General features: G+C 59.9%; 12 protein-coding genes and 1 tRNA gene. 6 read left to right on the top strand and 7 right to left on the bottom strand.

Features of this window, described 5'->3' with window-relative positions; all coding sequences use genetic code 11:
* Positions 1-7: 7 nt before the first annotated feature.
* The 6 genes from BLU11_RS04350 to flhA form a co-directional block, all read right to left on the bottom strand.
* Entirely contained in the window at positions 8-811 is an 804-nt protein-coding gene (locus BLU11_RS04350) for a protein phosphatase CheZ (RefSeq protein WP_090272215.1), read from the bottom strand.
* A gap of 16 nt (positions 812-827) precedes the next feature.
* Entirely contained in the window at positions 828-1,205 is a 378-nt protein-coding gene (locus tag BLU11_RS04345) for a chemotaxis response regulator CheY (protein WP_172828670.1), read from the bottom strand.
* A gap of 113 nt (positions 1,206-1,318) precedes the next feature.
* Positions 1,319-2,059 carry an RNA polymerase sigma factor FliA gene (locus tag BLU11_RS04340; RefSeq protein WP_407920224.1) on the bottom strand — a complete coding sequence of 247 codons (741 nt, stop codon included), beginning with the start codon at positions 2,057-2,059 and terminating at the stop codon, positions 1,319-1,321.
* Complete coding sequence (gene fleN / locus BLU11_RS04335; RefSeq protein ID WP_090272213.1) at positions 2,056-2,880, bottom strand: flagellar synthesis regulator FleN; 825 nt, start codon at positions 2,878-2,880, stop codon at positions 2,056-2,058. The genes BLU11_RS04340 and fleN overlap by 4 nt, the downstream gene beginning before the upstream one ends.
* A 25-nt stretch (positions 2,881-2,905) precedes the next feature.
* Positions 2,906-4,249 carry a flagellar biosynthesis protein FlhF gene (gene flhF / locus BLU11_RS04330; protein ID WP_090272212.1) on the bottom strand — a complete coding sequence of 448 codons (1,344 nt, stop codon included), beginning with the start codon at positions 4,247-4,249 and terminating at the stop codon, positions 2,906-2,908.
* 24 nt (positions 4,250-4,273) lie between these two features.
* Positions 4,274-6,379, bottom strand: coding sequence for a flagellar biosynthesis protein FlhA (flhA, locus tag BLU11_RS04325; RefSeq protein ID WP_407920245.1), 2,106 nt, complete (start codon positions 6,377-6,379; stop codon positions 4,274-4,276).
* Positions 6,380-6,555: 176 nt separating this feature from the next.
* Between flhA and BLU11_RS04320 the strand changes: the two genes are divergently transcribed.
* From BLU11_RS04320 to BLU11_RS04295, 6 genes are all read left to right on the top strand, one after another.
* Positions 6,556-7,776, top strand: a complete 1,221-nt coding sequence (locus tag BLU11_RS04320; RefSeq protein ID WP_090272210.1) for a tetratricopeptide repeat protein — start codon at positions 6,556-6,558, stop codon at positions 7,774-7,776.
* A 10-nt stretch (positions 7,777-7,786) separates the two neighbouring features.
* Positions 7,787-10,138, top strand: a complete 2,352-nt coding sequence (locus BLU11_RS04315) for an EAL domain-containing protein (RefSeq protein ID WP_231702269.1) — start codon at positions 7,787-7,789, stop codon at positions 10,136-10,138.
* A gap of 30 nt (positions 10,139-10,168) precedes the next feature.
* The gene (locus BLU11_RS04310; RefSeq protein ID WP_090272208.1) at positions 10,169-11,167 is read left to right on the top strand and encodes an LLM class flavin-dependent oxidoreductase; all 999 of its coding nucleotides are present in this window, start codon (positions 10,169-10,171) and stop codon (positions 11,165-11,167) included.
* A gap of 83 nt (positions 11,168-11,250) precedes the next feature.
* Positions 11,251-12,504 (top strand): cytochrome P450, encoded by a 1,254-nt coding sequence (locus tag BLU11_RS04305; protein ID WP_090272207.1) that lies wholly within the window; start codon positions 11,251-11,253, stop codon positions 12,502-12,504.
* A 44-nt stretch (positions 12,505-12,548) separates the two neighbouring features.
* A tRNA-Gly gene (locus tag BLU11_RS04300) sits at positions 12,549-12,622 on the top strand.
* A 130-nt stretch (positions 12,623-12,752) separates the two neighbouring features.
* Positions 12,753-13,997, top strand: coding sequence for a CynX/NimT family MFS transporter (locus tag BLU11_RS04295; protein WP_090272206.1), 1,245 nt, complete (start codon positions 12,753-12,755; stop codon positions 13,995-13,997).
* Between the two features lie 124 nt (positions 13,998-14,121).
* Here the strand turns inward: BLU11_RS04295 and BLU11_RS04290 are convergent, their stop codons facing one another.
* On the bottom strand, positions 14,122-16,119 hold the full coding sequence (locus tag BLU11_RS04290; protein ID WP_090276234.1) for a peptidase U32 family protein: 1,998 nt from the start codon (positions 16,117-16,119) through the stop codon (positions 14,122-14,124).
* Positions 16,120-16,191: the final 72 nt, after the last annotated feature.

Raw genomic sequence — 16,191 nt, 5'->3', positions numbered from 1 at the left:
TACTCCCTCAGAACCCAAGGCTGGACAGCAGGTCGTCGACCTCATCCTGTCCCGATACCACGTCATCCCTTTTATCGGCATGAATCTGCGGACCTTCACCCTGGTGCGATGATCTTCTTTCATCCAGTCCAGCCAGGTTGTGCTGAATACCGGCGATCCGATCGACGTGACCCGCCATGCGCACCAGATTCAACAGGCTTTCCTCGACATCATGCACCAGCGTGATGACACGCTTGATCACCTGCCCCGTGAGATCCTGGTAGTCCTGAGCCATGAGAATATCGTTCAGATTCGCCGACACTTCACCGCTGTGCTGTTCGCTGCGCTCGAGAAACGCCAGAATGTTGCGTGACAGCTCGCGGAATTCCGCCGCGCTCATTTCCCGCCGCTGCAATCGTGCCCATTCAGCCCGCAGAGTCGTCGCTTCCCTGCCGAGCGCCGATATCACGGGCGCACTGCTCTCGACCAGATCCATGGTCCGATTGGCAGCCTTGTCCGTCAGCCTGACCACGTAGTCGAGACGATCAGAGGCGTCGGAAATCTTCGATGCTTCCGCGGCTTCAGCTTCGCTATCGAGCGTACGCACAGTGTCGATCTGGAAATTGACAATCGAGTTGTGCAGTGCGCGAGTAAGCTTGCCGACCTCGTAATACAGGCCGCGATCGCGCGCCTGGTTGATCTCGTGTATGACCAGTACTGCCTCTCGGTAATCACCCTCTTCGAGGTGATCCACCAGTTTCCGGGCATTGCTTTTAAGGGAATGCTCGAACTCATCGGCGATCGTCTGGCCGGGATTACTGCTCAGTGCCATAACTTGCCCCCGGAATTCATCTGGCCTCGACCCGCTCAAAAACCTTTTCGATTTTTTCCTTGAGTGCCTGCGCCGTGAATGGCTTGACTACATAGCCGTTGACTCCAGCCTGAGCCGCTTCGATGATCTGGTCGCGCTTGGCTTCAGCCGTCACCATCAACACCGGCAGGTGCTTCAGGCGCTCGTCCGCACGCACCGCACGCAGCAGATCGATGCCGCTCATACCGGGCATATTCCAGTCGGTCACCAGAAAATCGAAATTACCGCTTTGCAGCATCGGCAACGCGGTGGTGCCATCGTCTGCTTCAGCGGTATTGGTGAAACCGAGATCACGCAACAGATTCTTGATAATGCGTCGCATCGTCGAAAAATCATCGACGATGAGAATTTTCATGTTCTTGTCCAAGTCGACCTCCATACAAACCAGAAGAAGTGCAGCGAGGGTCTGTGCCCCATACACTTCGCGAAACTGTTGTCACTGACCAGCCAGATGCTGTGAGCGCTGATTCAGCCGTCGCGCCAGTCGGCCATACGCCCGCGCAGACGCGCTGCGCACTGACTGTGCAACTGACTGACCCTGGACTCGCTCACGCCGAGCACCGCGCCGATCTCCTTGAGGTTCAACTCCTCGTCGTAATACAACGACAGCACCAGCCGCTCGCGTTCGGGCAGCTTGTCTATCGCCTCGGCCAATGCCTTGCGAAAGCGTTCGTCCTCCACTCCATCGAAGGGCTCATGGTCGGCGCCAACCTCGGTCGGCGCGCCGGCTTCGAGCAGATCTTCAAAACTGAACAGCTTGCTGCCGGCCGTGTCGTTGAGAATCGCGTAATAATCTTCGAGGCTCATATCCAATTCGGCCGCAACCTCGTGATCTTTAGCGTCACGTCCAACTTTCGTCTCAACGGCGCGGATCGCACTACTGACCAGACGGGTATTGCGATGGACCGAGCGGGGGGCCCAATCGCCCTTGCGCACATCATCCAGCATGGCGCCGCGAATGCGGATGCCGGCATAGGTCTCGAAACTGGCACCCTTGCCGTGATCGAACTTGCGGGAGGCTTCCAGCAGACCGAGCATTCCGGCCTGAATCAGGTCATCCACCTGCACACTGGCGGGCAGGCGGGCGAGCATATGGAAAGCAATACGCTTGACCAGCGGTGCGTACTGCTGCACCAGACGGTCCTGCTCGGTGGCAGCGCCCATGGTGCGCGCGTACATATTGACACCGCCTCCTGCCCCCCTGCTCATGACGGTATTCCGGTCCGCTGCACCAGGCGCTCCACAAAAAATTCCAGATGCCCACGCGGGCTGGAAGGCAGTGGCCAGGCATCGACCTTGCGGGCGATGCCGCGGATGGCCAGCGAGGCCTTGCTCCGCGGAAAGGCATCGTAGACCCCGCGTTGCTTCTGCGCGGCCTTGCGGATGGACTCATCGTAGGGCACGGCGCCAACATACTGCAGAGCCACTTCCAGGAAGCGATCAGTCACCTGCAGCAGCTTGTTGAAAACGTTATGGCCTTCCTGCGGGGTGTGAACCATGTTCGCCAACACCCTGAAACGGGTGACGCCATGGTCGCGGTTGAGCAGCTTGATCAAGGCATAGGCATCGGTGATGGAGGTGGGTTCATCACACACCACCACGATCACCTCCTGAGCTGCGCGCACGAAACTGACTACCGAATCACCAATACCGGCAGCGGTATCGACGATCAGCACGTCCATTTCATCGCCTATGTCACTGAACGCCTGGATCAGCCCGGCATGCTCACGCGGCCCCAGATTGACCATTTCTGCGGCACCCGAGGCGGCGGGCACGATGCGGATGCCGCCCGGCCCGTTGATCAACACTTCGCGCAGGTCGCAGTTGCCCGCCAGCACATCGGCCAAGGTCGCCTTGGGTCGCAATCCCAGCTGCACATCGACATTGGCCAGCCCCAGGTCCGCATCCATCAACACCACGCGACGCCCGAGATCGGCCAGCGCCAGGGCCAGATTGACAGACACATTGGTCTTGCCCACTCCGCCCTTGCCGCCGGTAACTGCGATTACCTGAACCGGATGATTGCCCATCTATGCTGTCGCCTTTATCAAATCGTTAACTTGCGCGCTGGCTATGGAGTATACCGGCAAAAACGTCGGCCATGGTCTGGTCAGCTGCCATCTCATTACCTGCCAGACCTACGGCGCGGCTGACCAGTTGGTGCCCGACACCGCGGGACAGGTCATCGGGTATACGCTGGCCATCAGCTACATAGGCTACCGGGAGACGTTGCTCCATAGCCAGCCCCAGTGCTTCGCCCAGCGTAGCTGCCTCGTCCACCTTGGTCAGAATGCAACCCACCGGGTTGCAGCAGCGGTAATTGTGCCATGCCGCCTTGAGCACACGATATTGGCTGGTGGCCGCCAATACCAACAAGGTGCTGATACGCGAGCCTTGTGTTGCCAACTCGCTGAGCTGCCCGCGCAATTGCGGATCCTGCGCCTGCAGCCCGGCCGTGTCCACCAACACCAGACGCTTGTTGCCGAACTCCTCCAGCACATCATTCAGACTGTTCTGTTCATCCACCACTCGTACCGGTACGTTGAGTATGCGGCCCAGGGTGCGCAACTGCTCATGGGCGCCGATGCGATAGGTATCCATGGTCACCAGCGCCACGCTCTGGCTGCCGTGTTTGAGGACATAGCGCGCCGCCAGCTTGCCCAGCGTGGTGGTCTTGCCGGCACCGGTCGGTCCGACCAGCGCAATCACGCCACCCTGATCGATCAGCTCTTCACGCATGGCCGGAACACCCTGGGCCAGATGTGCCAGCAACAGGCGCCAGGCCTGGCGCACGTCGGTCACATCGACCACCTTGGCCAACAATTCCTTGCATAACTCCGGGGGCAGCCCCAGGTGCACCAACCGGCGCCACAGGCTGGCCTGTCGCGGCTGATGCTGATTGACCTGACCCCAGGCCAGGCCACCCAGCTGGGATTCGAGCATGTCGCGCAGCCCGGCGATTTCCGAACGCATAGCGTCGAAATCATCAGTGGCCGGAGGGGCAGACCTGGCTGCTGTTTCTGCGGGTGCTGTGGGCGCTGCGCGTTCACTGTGCAGCCGTTCCAGTAGATCACGCGCCACCGGCGAGCCCTGCTCTGCTGCCTGGCGCATGCTGTCACCGAACAATTGACGGTTCACGCTGGGGCCCTCGGACGGGCGTTCGCCGTCCTGGAGATTGGCCCGGGCACTGATGATGCGTTCCTGGGTCTTCTTCAGCTCCAGATCCAAGCCGGGCGTGGGTGGCGTCAGGCGCGGCGCTTCATAATCCAGCGCTGCGGTCAGCTCGACCCCACCGGCTACTCGCCGGTTGGCGATGATGGACGCTTCCGCGCCCATCTCGTCGCGCACCAGTTTCATTGCCGAGCGCATGTCTGCTGCAAAAAAACGTTTGACTCTCATGGCCTGACCTCACCCCTGTGTAAATCAATTCTGTCCGACGGTGGCAACGATGGTGACCTGTTTGCTGTCGGGTATCTCCTGGTAGGACAATACCTGCGCTCCGGGCGCCGCATATCTGACAAACCTTGCCATCATGTTGCGTACCGGGCCGGCGACCAGCAATATCGCCGGTTTGCCCTGCATTTCCTGGCGCTGCACCATGTCCGCGAGCGAACGTTGCAGTTTCTCCGCCATACCAGGCTCCAACAGAATGCCGTCATCATTGCCTTGCCCAGCCTTCTGCAGACTCTGAAGCAATATCTGTTCCAACCTTGGCTCCAAGGTAATCACAGGCAGCTCGGACTCAAGCCCGACAATGCTTTGCACGATGGAGCGCGATAATGCGATACGCACGGCGCCGATCAGAGCGCCGGTATCTTGACTCTTGCCCGCCTGGTTGGCGATGGCCTCGGCAATGGTACGAATGTCCCTCACCGGCACCTGCTCCTGCAGCAACCCCTGCAATACCTTGAGCAGACCGGACAGGGAAATGATCCCCGGCACCAGCTCTTCGGCAAGTTTGGGCGAGGCCTTGGCCAGCACCTTCAGCAGTTGCTGAACCTCTTCATGACCAAGCAGCTCGTGGGAGTGCTTGTAGAGAATCTGATTAAGGTGAGTAGCAACCACTGTGCTGACATCGACCACCGTGTAACCCAGGGATTGCGCCTGATCCTTGTGCATGGACTCGATCCACACCGCATCCAGACCAAATGCCGGGTCCTTGCCCGGAATGCCCTTGATCTCACCGAACACCTGCCCCGGGTTGATCGCCAGCTCACGGTCGGCATGTACTTCGGCTTCCGCCAAACCGACACCCATCAAGGTGATGCGATAAACGTTCGGCGCCAGATCCAGGTTGTCGCGGATATGCACGGAGGGCATGAGAAAACCCAGATCCTGTGACAGTTTTTTGCGAATACCCTTGATTCGCGCCAGCAACTGCCCGCCCTGACTGCGGTCAACCAGGGGGATCAACCGATAGCCGACTTCCAGCCCGACCATGTCAACCGGGGTTACATCATCCCAGCCCAGCTCACGGTTCTCCGGGCGCTGCAGCGCCGGCTGTTGCGCCTGCTGCTGCTCGGCAGCCTGCTCCGCTTCCACCTTGAGCCGCTGTCGCTTGGCAATGAGATAAGCACCGCCAGCAGCCAAGGCGCCCAGGCTCAGGAAGGACAAATGCGGCATACCCGGAATCAGGCCCATGACGATCATGATGGCCGCGGCGATACCCAGCGCCTTGGGGGACGCGAACATCTGCCGCTTGACCTGACCACCCATATCTTCGGAAGTGGAAACCCGCGTCACCATGATCGCGGCCGCGGTGGACAGCAGCAGCGAGGGAATCTGCGCTACCAGGCCGTCACCGATGGTCAGCAGTACATAGATCTCACCCGCCTCGGCAAAGCCCAACCCATGCTGCGCCATACCGATGGCCAGACCGCCAATCACGTTGATGAACAGGATCAGCAGACCGGCCACCGCATCACCGCGAACGAACTTGCTGGCGCCATCCATCGAACCGTAGAAGTCTGCTTCCTGGGCCACTTCCATACGGCGAACCTTGGCTTCTTCCTGATCGATCAGACCGGCGTTCAGATCCGCATCGATTGCCATCTGCTTACCGGGCATGGCGTCCAGAGTGAAGCGCGCGCTGACCTCGGATATGCGCCCCGCCCCCTTGGTCACCACCACGAAGTTGATGATCATGAGGATGGTGAATACCACCAGACCGACCACGAAATTGCCGCCGATCACTACCTCACCGAAGGCCTGGATGACCTTGCCGGCCGCATCACCGCCTTCATGGCCGTTCAGCAGAACGACGCGGGTCGAGGCCACGTTCAGCGCCAGGCGCAGCAACGTCGCCACCAGCAGAATGGTAGGGAAGGCGGCAAAGTCCAGGGGCCGCAGGGCGTACGCACAGACCAGCAGCACGACCAGTGACAAGGCAATATTGAAGGTGAAGAACACATCCAGCAGAAACGGCGGAACCGGCAGCATCATCATGCCGAGCATGGCCAGCAGCAGAATCGGCACACCCAGGCTACCGTGACGCAGACCCGCCAGGTTGCTGCGCATGGAGTTCATCATCTCACCACGATTGACTGGCATTCCCTTGAGTTACCTCAAAACAATAAATTGACGAAAAAGTTCCTCTGGCCCTTCTCTAGGCAAGAACTGTTCCACAAATCGGGAAAAAATCTACCGCGGACACATGATATTGTTTTAATGTCATCTGTCAGTCTCCTGTATTAACGAGAGAATTCATGCGCGCATTATCCGTATTGTTGCTGTCGTGCTATCTGGTCGGTTGCGCAGGTTCGCCAGAACAGACGAATTTGTGGTCCAGAACCGGCGAGCTGTTGAGCCGCACGGGTGTCGCCATTGCGCAGCAGGGTCAACGCCTGACCGGCGGAAGCAGTGACAGCACAGCGGAACAGGCGTTGCACGAGCAGGTCGAACATCTACTGGACCAACCGCGGATCGACCCCATGACCCGGTTTCTCGAACAGCACGCCACACAGCATGCAGACTCCCGCAGTTATCAGCGTATCGCTCGCGAGCGCGACAGTCGCTGCCGGGCCATTGGCACCCGTTATGCCCGTCGGCAACCCACCCCGAGCAATCTGAAGCTGCTGCGCAAAGGCTATCAATACTCCTGTCCCGGACAGGTAGAGGCATTCAGCCAACGCGTCGCCGCAAGCCCTGTCATCGCAGCGCCGGCCGCCAATACGGCGACACCTCCCGCAGCCTCGACACAGCAACAGCGTCGGGCGAACAGCTGCTACCTGCTGTTCGCGATCAAGAACTACCAACAAGCCTTGCCCGCCTGCAACGTCGCAGCCGAGTCTGGGGACGCGAAGGCACAGCACCATCTCGCCGCCATTCTGCAGATAAATGCTGATCATGCCGGCGCCTTTGACTGGGCCCAACGCTCTGCCAGGCAACAACATGCGCCCGGGCAGCTATTACTGGCCCAACTATATCAACGAGGCCAGGGCACTCAGACTGACACCATCAAAGCACTGGCGCTGATCAAGGAGGCAGCAGACCGCGGATTGGCAGCGGCACAGTACCAGGCCGGCATGGCCTACCTGGACGGTGTCGGCACCGAGATCGATCCGCCTGCGGCGCAACATTGGCTGGAACGCGCGGCCGGTCAGGACGATGTTGCCGCGCAATTGCAGCTGGCCGATATCCACTTCAATGATCGCGGAGCCGGACAAGCCGGCGCACGCCAATGGCTGCTTCGTGCAGCTTCGCAGGGATCGGCCACCGCGCAATACCGGCTGGGCGCCAGCTATATGGATGGCACCGGAGGCCCCCCGGAATACACCGAAGCCTATATCTGGCTGAGCCTGACGCTGCTCAACGGCGAGCAAGACGCCGAACCACGGATACAGACCCTGGCCCGGCAACTGACTACCGAGCAGGTACACACCGCTCGCCTGCGTATCGAGAGCGGCCTGCATGGCCGGTCTTATTGAGCCTGCCGCCATGACCAGACGCAAAAGCTCCATCATGCTGATCCTGCTCCTGCTGGTCGGCCTGTTTATTGCCGGCATGTGGCTGATGTCGAGCTTGAACCTGACTTTCGCGCAACGGGCCATGTCCGAACAACGCCAGCAACAGATTGCCGATACTTTCCATTCCAACCTGGAGCGCATCAACGCCCATCACTTCCTGATGGAGCAGAACACCGGTGCCCTGGCCCGCATAGGCGATCTGTTCGCCCGGCAGAAGAGCCTGTCCGGACGCGACAATATCGCCGAACTGGAACACAGCGTGAGTACCACCTTGCGAGACCTGCATGATGTTCATGGTGGCGGCATCCTGTTTCAGGCCGGCGGTTACCGAACCGCCGCCATTGGCGTCTACGGTTACCGGGGCAATACCGCCATCCACACCACCCGCCGGGAAACCGGCTTTCAGAACAGGGATTGGTACCTGCGCCTGCAGCCGCCGGCGCAGGCGCCCCTTCCCGAGCAAAGCGCCAAGCCCTACCACTGGACCGCTGCCTATTACAAACCTCAGATCGACAACGTGGTCATCAGCGTCAGCACCCCGATCCACGACCGCCGCGGCAAGGTAATCGGACTGGCCGCTACCGACTGGCAGGCCGATGAGGTCATCCGTCTGGTCAGCCGTGTGCGTATCACGCCGGGCACCTTCTCCTTTCTGCTCGATCGGGAGAACCGCAACCTGTCGAGTTTGGCCGAGGCAGCCGATGTGCAGCATGCGCAGCTATTGATGGAGGCCATCACCAGGTTGCAACTACCCCGGCAGCCCGCTACGCAGCCCGTGCCGGAGAATCTTACCAGCCGTTACCCCGTCTCCCCGATGCAGAGCCAGGTACTGCAGGTGGGCGAGGCCGAATACGTCCTTTTCCATGCCCCTACCGAAGCGGGAATGACCTTTGGAATCGGCATACCCCAGGCCGAGATCGATGCGGTACTGGCGCCCATGCGGGCCAGCAACTTCCGTATCGTTGCTATCATCGTCAGCATTTTGCTGTTGCTGTCCGGTTTGATTCTGTACCTGGTTGCGAGCACCCTCAAACAGTTGAACAGCCTGTATACCGACGCCCTCACTGGCTTGCCCAACCGTGAGCGTCTGCTGCTGGATCTGCAGGGGGATCAGCCCGCGACGCTGATACTGCTCAACATCGACGCCTTCAAGGAAGTCAACGATTTCTACGGAAATCAGTGCGGTGACCATGTCATCCGCGAGCTGGCTGCACGGCTGCAACAGCACGTACTGGATACGCCTTGCTGGCATACCGTACGGGTGTATCACATGCCCGGCGATGAAATGGCCCTGCTGTTTCCCGACAGCCCTGGACGCAGCGAGCTTGAGCAGCGGTTGAACAACCTGCAATCCTTTATCAAAAGTCTGACCATCTGCTGGCAGGGAGAGCAGATTCCGCTGCAGGCCACGCTGGGGCTGGCTGCCACAGTACAACCTGACGGCTCTCCGCTGGCCAGCGAACAACTTCCGCCATCCGCCAATATTGCTCTGAAACTCGCGCGCCTGAACAAACTCAACTATCTGATCCATGACCCCGCGCATCGCATGCGCGAAACCTATGAGCAGAATCTGATCTGGGCCAGCCGGTTGCGCACCGCGCTGGACGAGAAGCGTATCGTGCCGTGGTTCCAACCAATCATGAACCTGCGCACCGGGCATATCGACAAATTCGAGTGCCTGGTACGCATGTTGGAGGTCGACGGTACGCCGATCAGCCCCGCCAGCTTCCTCCCGATCGCCCGCAAGATCCGCCTGTACCGTCAGATCACACTCTGTATGGTGGACCAATGCTTCACGCATTTTGCCTATAGCGATATGCAGTTCTCGCTCAATCTGTCCTGCGACGACCTGCTGGACACTGAATTGAGCGATTACATACTGCAGCGGTTGCAGGACCCGTCGCTGGCACAACGGGTAATCTTTGAAATTCTGGAGTCCGAAGGCATCGATAACTACCAGGCAGTACGCCAGTTTATTGACAAGGCCAAGGCGCTGGGCTGCCGCATTGCCATCGACGACTTCGGCACTGGCTACTCCAACTTCGAACATCTGCTGCGGCTGAATGTGGACCTGATCAAGATCGATGGCAGCCTGATCCGCCAGCTGGACAGCGATCCGGACGCACGCACCCTGACTCAGGGCATAGTGCACTTCGCTCAGGAGCTGGGCATGCAGACAGTCGCGGAATTCGTGCATAACGATGCTGTTCTGCAGCAGGTGCAACTGCTCGGAATCGACTTTGCGCAAGGCGCCCGGATCGGAATGCCCGCTCCCGACCCGCACTGCGGGGCTATGTTCTGCGAGCAACCGGGGTTAGCATGACCGGCACATCCCTGCTGTTCCGGAGCCTATATGACCACCCCAGCCGTACCGCTCTCGATTCTGGATCTCTGTCCCGTCACCCTGGGTTCAACCCCAGCGCAAGCCCTGCGCAACAGTCTGCAACTGGCCAGGCATGCCGAGCAGTTGGGCTATCAGCGCTTCTGGGTGGCCGAGCATCACAATATGGTCGGCATTGCCAGCGCCGCTACCTCAGTGGTCATAGGCTATCTCGCTGCCGGGACCGAGCGGATCCGCCTCGGTTCCGGCGGCATCATGCTGCCGAACCATTCGCCGCTGCAGATCGCCGAGCAGTTTGGCACCCTTGAATCACTGTATCCCGGTCGTATCGACCTGGGCCTGGGGCGCGCACCCGGCACCGACATGGCAACCGCCCGGGCACTGCGCCGCGGCCGTACCGACGGTGAAGATTTTCCGCAGATGCTCGAAGAGCTTCGCCATTACTTTGCCGAACCGGAGCCGGGTCAGCGCTTGGTCGCCGTGCCCGGAGCCGGTCTTGACGTGCCCATCTGGCTACTCGGCTCCAGCACCTTCAGCGCCCAGCTGGCGGCCAGTCTCGGGCTGCCCTTTGCCTTTGCCGGACAGTTCTCACCGGATTACCTGATGGCCGCCATGCGCGCCTATCAGGACAGTTTTGTGTCCTCGGCAACGCTGGCGCAGCCTCACGCCATGCTCGGCATCAATGCTTTCGTAGCCGAAACCCGCGACGAAGCACACTACCTGGCCAGCTCGCACCAGCAATCCTTCCTCAACATGATCCGCGGCGAGCGCGGTCAATTGCGCCCACCGGTCGAAGACATGGACGCCTTGTGGCAGCCCCATGAGCGGCATCAAGTGCTCTCCACCCTCGCCGGCACCCTGATCGGTGATGAGCAGACTGTCGCTCAGCAGATGGCGGATCTGCTCGAGCGCAGCGGTGCAAACGAACTCATTGTAAACAGTCCAATATTCGATCAGGACAAACGCGCTGACAGCTACCGGCGCTTGATGGCCTCTGCTGCGCAACTCTGAGCAGCGCGGCGATATAACCCGAACTTTGCCAGCCCCGACTTTTCCAACCCGTTAACGCCAGTTGGAAAAGTCGAGGGCACGCCATGAGCAGCATCCCCCGGGACACCGCATTCGATAGTAGCACAGCCTTTCTGGGTAGCGGCTACAACTTCATCGCCGACCGCTGCCGCGAGTATGCCAGCGATATTTTCCAGACCCGCATCATGCTGCGCTCGGTGTATTGCGTCAGCGGTGAAGACGCAGCGCGCATGTTCTATGTACCCGGCCGATTCACGCGCAACCATGCAATGCCACCGACTACCTTGTCGCTGCTGCAGGACAAGGGCAGCAGCCTGACCTTGACCGGCGAAGCCCATGCTCGGCGCAAAGAGATGTTCATGTCACTGATGGGGCCGGCCCGCCTGAAGCAACTGGTGGAGATCTTTGAACAGGAATGGCGAGCGCAGCTGCCGCGCTGGCAAGCCATGCCCTCTGTGGTACTGCATACCGAAGCCGAATACATCCTCTGTCGCAGCGCCTGCCGCTGGGTCGGCATCACCCTTGATGAAAGCCAAGCCAGACAACGCACCGCAGAATTGTCGGCGATGGTTGACGGCGCGGGCAGTATCGGCCCGCGCAACTGGAATGCCCAACTGTTGCGGCAACGCACCGAACACTGGGCGCGAGACCTCGTCCGCCAGGCCCGCAGCCATTCCCGCACCGACCCGCACACACCGCTGGATATCATCGCCCACCACACTGCGCTGCACGGCCATGGCGTGGATTACCGCACCGCCGCCGTGGAGCTGCTCAACTTGCTGCGCCCCATCGTCGCGGTCGCGCGCTACATCACTTTTTCGGCGCTGGCGCTGCATCGCCATCCTCACTACCGGGAGCGTCTGCGTGATGGCGAAGAAGGTCTGGCCGAATTATTTGCCAACGAAGTCCGCCGTTTCTATCCCTTTTTCCCTGCCGTCGGCGGCATCGCTCTGGAAGATTTCGAGTGGCGGGATCACCAGTTCCAGCGGGGCGACTGGATGCTGCTCGACCTGCACGGCACCAATCACGATCCACGCATCTGGCAACAACCCGAGCGCTTCTACCCGGAGCGTTTCATCGACTGGGATCACAGCCCCTATAACTTCATACCCCAGGGGGGCGGCGAATACTCGCATGGCCATCGCTGTGCAGGGGAATGGCTCACGGTCGAAGTGGTCAAATCAGCGCTGAAGATGCTCACCAGCGGGATGAACTATCAGGTACCGGAGCAGGATCTGAGCATCCGCCTGTCCCGCATGCCGGCAATAGTGCAGAGCCGCTTTGTGATCAACCAGGTGCAGAGCGGCAGCGCGACATAATAGATTGCCGAAGCCGTGGAAAGCGGCGTAGAATGCCTCGCGCTGCGGGTGTAGCTCAATGGTAGAGCAGAAGCTTCCCAAGCTTACGACGAGGGTTCGATTCCCTTCACCCGCTCCAATAAGTCACTGATCCATATCATCTTTTTACAACCTTCCCCTGGTTCCGCTAAAGTGTCCGAAAGCGGATTAAGCCGGACAGCTTCCGCACTACCCATCCTACCGTTTCAACATCCTTGAAGGCTCAATCAATGACAGACCCAGCTCGGCCCGCCAGTCCATTCCGCGATCGCCCTTTCATTGGGGCGCTCGCCATTGCAGCCCTGCTGCTGGCCGCAGCTAACCTGCGCGGCGGGCTGGTGGTGGTCGGCCCTCTGGTCATGGAAATTCGCGATACCCTGGCGATCAATGCCAGCGCATTCAGCTTGCTGACCACTCTGCCACTGCTCTGTTTTGGCATAGTGTCCATTACCGTACCCTGGCTGTCCCGCCGCTGGGCTCCCCAGCAGCTGGCCATTGCCGGGCTGCTGGTCATCAGCCTCGGTGTCGCCTTGCGACTGCTGGAGCAGTATCCTCTGGTGATTCTCGGCACCCTGCTGCTGGGCTCAGCCATCGCCGTGCTCAACGTGCTGATCCCCGGCCTGGTCAAGTCCTTTTTTCCAGGCCAGGTGGGGCTGATGACGGGCCTGTATTCAGTGACGCTCAGTTTGGGAGCAGGCCTGGGGGTATATCTGGCGGTACCTTTGATGGAACAGTTCGGTAGCTGGCGCTATCCAGTCGCTCTCTGGGCGTTACTGCCGTTATTCTGCATGCTGTTCTGGCTGCCCATGCTCCGGGTAAGAGGCGTGGAACGGCTCGGAAAGCTCACACGCATGAGCCTGTGGCGAGACAAGGTAGCGTGGGCCATAACCCTGTTCATGGGGCTGCAATCCTTTTACTTCTACTCCATGGCCACCTGGCTGCCGAAAATATTGCTGGAAAGCAGCTTGGATGCCCATCGGGCTGGTACCGCGACCGCGCTCATCAACCTGGTGAGTATTCCCTTCAATCTGTTCGTGCCCATGCTGGCGGCAAGAATGCGCAACCAGCGCCTGCTGGTATTGGGGACCTTCACCGCCTCCTTCATCGGCATCGCCGGGCTGTGGTGGTTGCCGTCAGCGGCGTTACTATGGGCCTCGTTGATTGGGGTGGGATGCGGTTGCGCGCTCAGTCTCGCACTGTCATTTTTTGTACTGCGGACTGCTACCCCCGTACAGGCCACGGCACTTTCCGCGATGGCTCAGAGCATCGGCTATCTGTTGGCAGCGCTGGGTCCGCTTTCTCTAGGCCTGCTGCGCGATATCAATGGTCATTGGCAATGGGCGCTGGCCACCATGCTGGTGCTTCAACTTTTTCAGCTTGGTTTCGGCTGGTACGCGGCTCGACCGCTCAACGTGGTGTCTGACCAAGAACGTCAGCGCGATCTTAAAGCAGGCGCCGCCCCAAAGGCCTATTGAGACAACAGCGTCTTACTTGCGCGCCAGCCTCAATTGTTTCATTCGCCTGCTGGCGCGGTAAGGGTTCAGGATCTATATGAAAAGGGACGAGCAAGCATCGAACAGATAGCTGAGGCGCCGCGTTTCAATGTGGAGCCCTGCGAATAGTCTTGACCAGCTCCTCGGGGGTGATCGAACCAACGATATTACTGCCACTGCCGGGCTGTGGCAGGTTGAGAATATTGCCTTTGATCTTGCCAATGACGTGCATTTCACACGGTTTGCAGTCGAATTTCAGGGTCAGCACCTCATCGCCATGGACCAACTGCATCGGTGCGACCTTGGTGCGCACGCCAGTAACGCCCTTGGCCTGTTTCGGGCACAGGTTGAACGAGAAACGCAGGCAGTGCTTGGTGATCATCACCGGTACTTCGCCGGTTTCTTCATGCGCTTCATAAGCCGCATCGATCAGCTCCACACCGTAGCGCCTATAAAAAGTGCGGGCCTTCTCGTTGTAGACGTTGGCCAGGAATGTCAGATGCGATTGCGGATAGACCGGCGGTGGAACGCTGACCGGTTTGCGGCTGCCGTGCGGGAAAGCGGCGATGCGCGCCTCGCTCAGTTTTTCGATCAACTCACGGCGCAGCCCCTTGAGTTGCGAATTGGGCACGAAAGGAACGAAGGATGCCGCAATCTCGATGTGCTCGGCGTGGTATTGGGTGGTGCCCAGCTGACCAAGCAGGTCCCGGAGCTGCTCCTCAGCCTGCTCAGGTTTTTTCGCCGGCTCGAAAGGACCATCCAGCTGGCTGCTGACGCTGACACCTTCTTCGCTGGTGACGCAGAGTCTGAGGCTGTCTGCGCTCAGTTCAGCCTGCCAGCGCAGACCGATGCGGCGTTCGGCTGAGACTTTCTGCAAAGCCTGCTGCCAGTTGTGATCAAGGTTGCGACTGAGCGTTTGCGGTAGCCGCGCACGTTGCAGCTGTTCCGGCATCTCGTTGGGTTCGATACGGTACTGCCAGCGCGGCTGACCGTCTTCTTCGAAGCGGGCCAGCTCCTGGGCGATGTTGGCCCGAAAGCCCACCACTTCCCGCTTGACCAGTACGTTCAGTCCATCGCCGTTGGACAGCGGCTCATGGGTCACGGCCAGCAGGTCGTTCTTGCGCACCTGCTGCAGCTCACCGACCTCCAGCCCGGTGAAGGTCGGCGAGTCGAAGGCACCGATATCGATCTTGCGGTCACTGACAAAATAGTCGGTACTGCCGCGATGGAAAGTCTTGTCCGGATCGGGCACGAAGAAATGCGCGGTCCTGCCGCTGGAGGCGCGGGCCAGATCAGTCCGATCTTCGAGAATTTCGTCCAGCAGCTGGCGATACCAGGCGGTGATATTCTTCACGTAGCCCATATCCTTGTAGCGCCCTTCGATTTTGAACGAGCGTACCCCTGCATCGACCAGAGCGCGCAGATTGGCACTCTGGTTGTTGTCTTTCATCGACAGTAGATGCTTTTCATAAGCAACTACGCCGCCATGTTCGTCCGTGAGGGTATACGGCAGACGGCAGGCCTGGGAGCAGTCGCCGCGGTTGGCACTGCGCCCGGTCTGGGCGTGAGAAATGTTGCACTGCCCGGAGAAGGCCACACACAAAGCGCCGTGAATGAAGAACTCGAGCGTGGTATCCACTTCCTCATGAATGCTGCGGATCTGCTGCAGGTTCAGCTCACGGGCCAGTACCAGCTGAGAGAAGCCGGCCTGTCCAAGGAAGCGTGCCTTGTCCAGGGTGCGGATATCGCACTGGGTGCTGGCATGGATTTCGATCGGCGGGATGTCCAGTTCCAGGATGCCCATATCCTGAATGATCAGCGCATCCACACCGGCATCGTACAACTGGTGGATCAGCAGGCGCGCACCTTCCAGCTCATCGTCATGCAGGATGGTGTTGAGCGTGACGAAGATGCGTACATGGAACAACTTGGCGAAACGCACCAGCTCGGCGATATCGGCTACGCTGTTTTCAGCGTTGTGCCGGGCACCGAAGCTCGGGCCGCCGATATAGATGGCATCAGCGCCGTGCAGAATGGCCTCACGGGCGATGGCGACATCCCGGGCTGGGCTGAGCAGTTCGAGGTGATGCTTGGGTAGGGACATGGACAGGGACCGCACTGGTGGAAACCGGCGATTGTAGCCGTTACCGCCGAAGCCTGCACGGCCAGGTGATGT

Origin of the sequence: Halopseudomonas litoralis, from assembly GCF_900105005.1 — a bacterium.
Classification (GTDB): domain Bacteria; phylum Pseudomonadota; class Gammaproteobacteria; order Pseudomonadales; family Pseudomonadaceae; genus Halopseudomonas; species Halopseudomonas litoralis.
The sequence above is the reverse complement of the archived record's forward strand: the minus strand, read 5'-3'. Positions and strand labels throughout refer to the sequence as shown.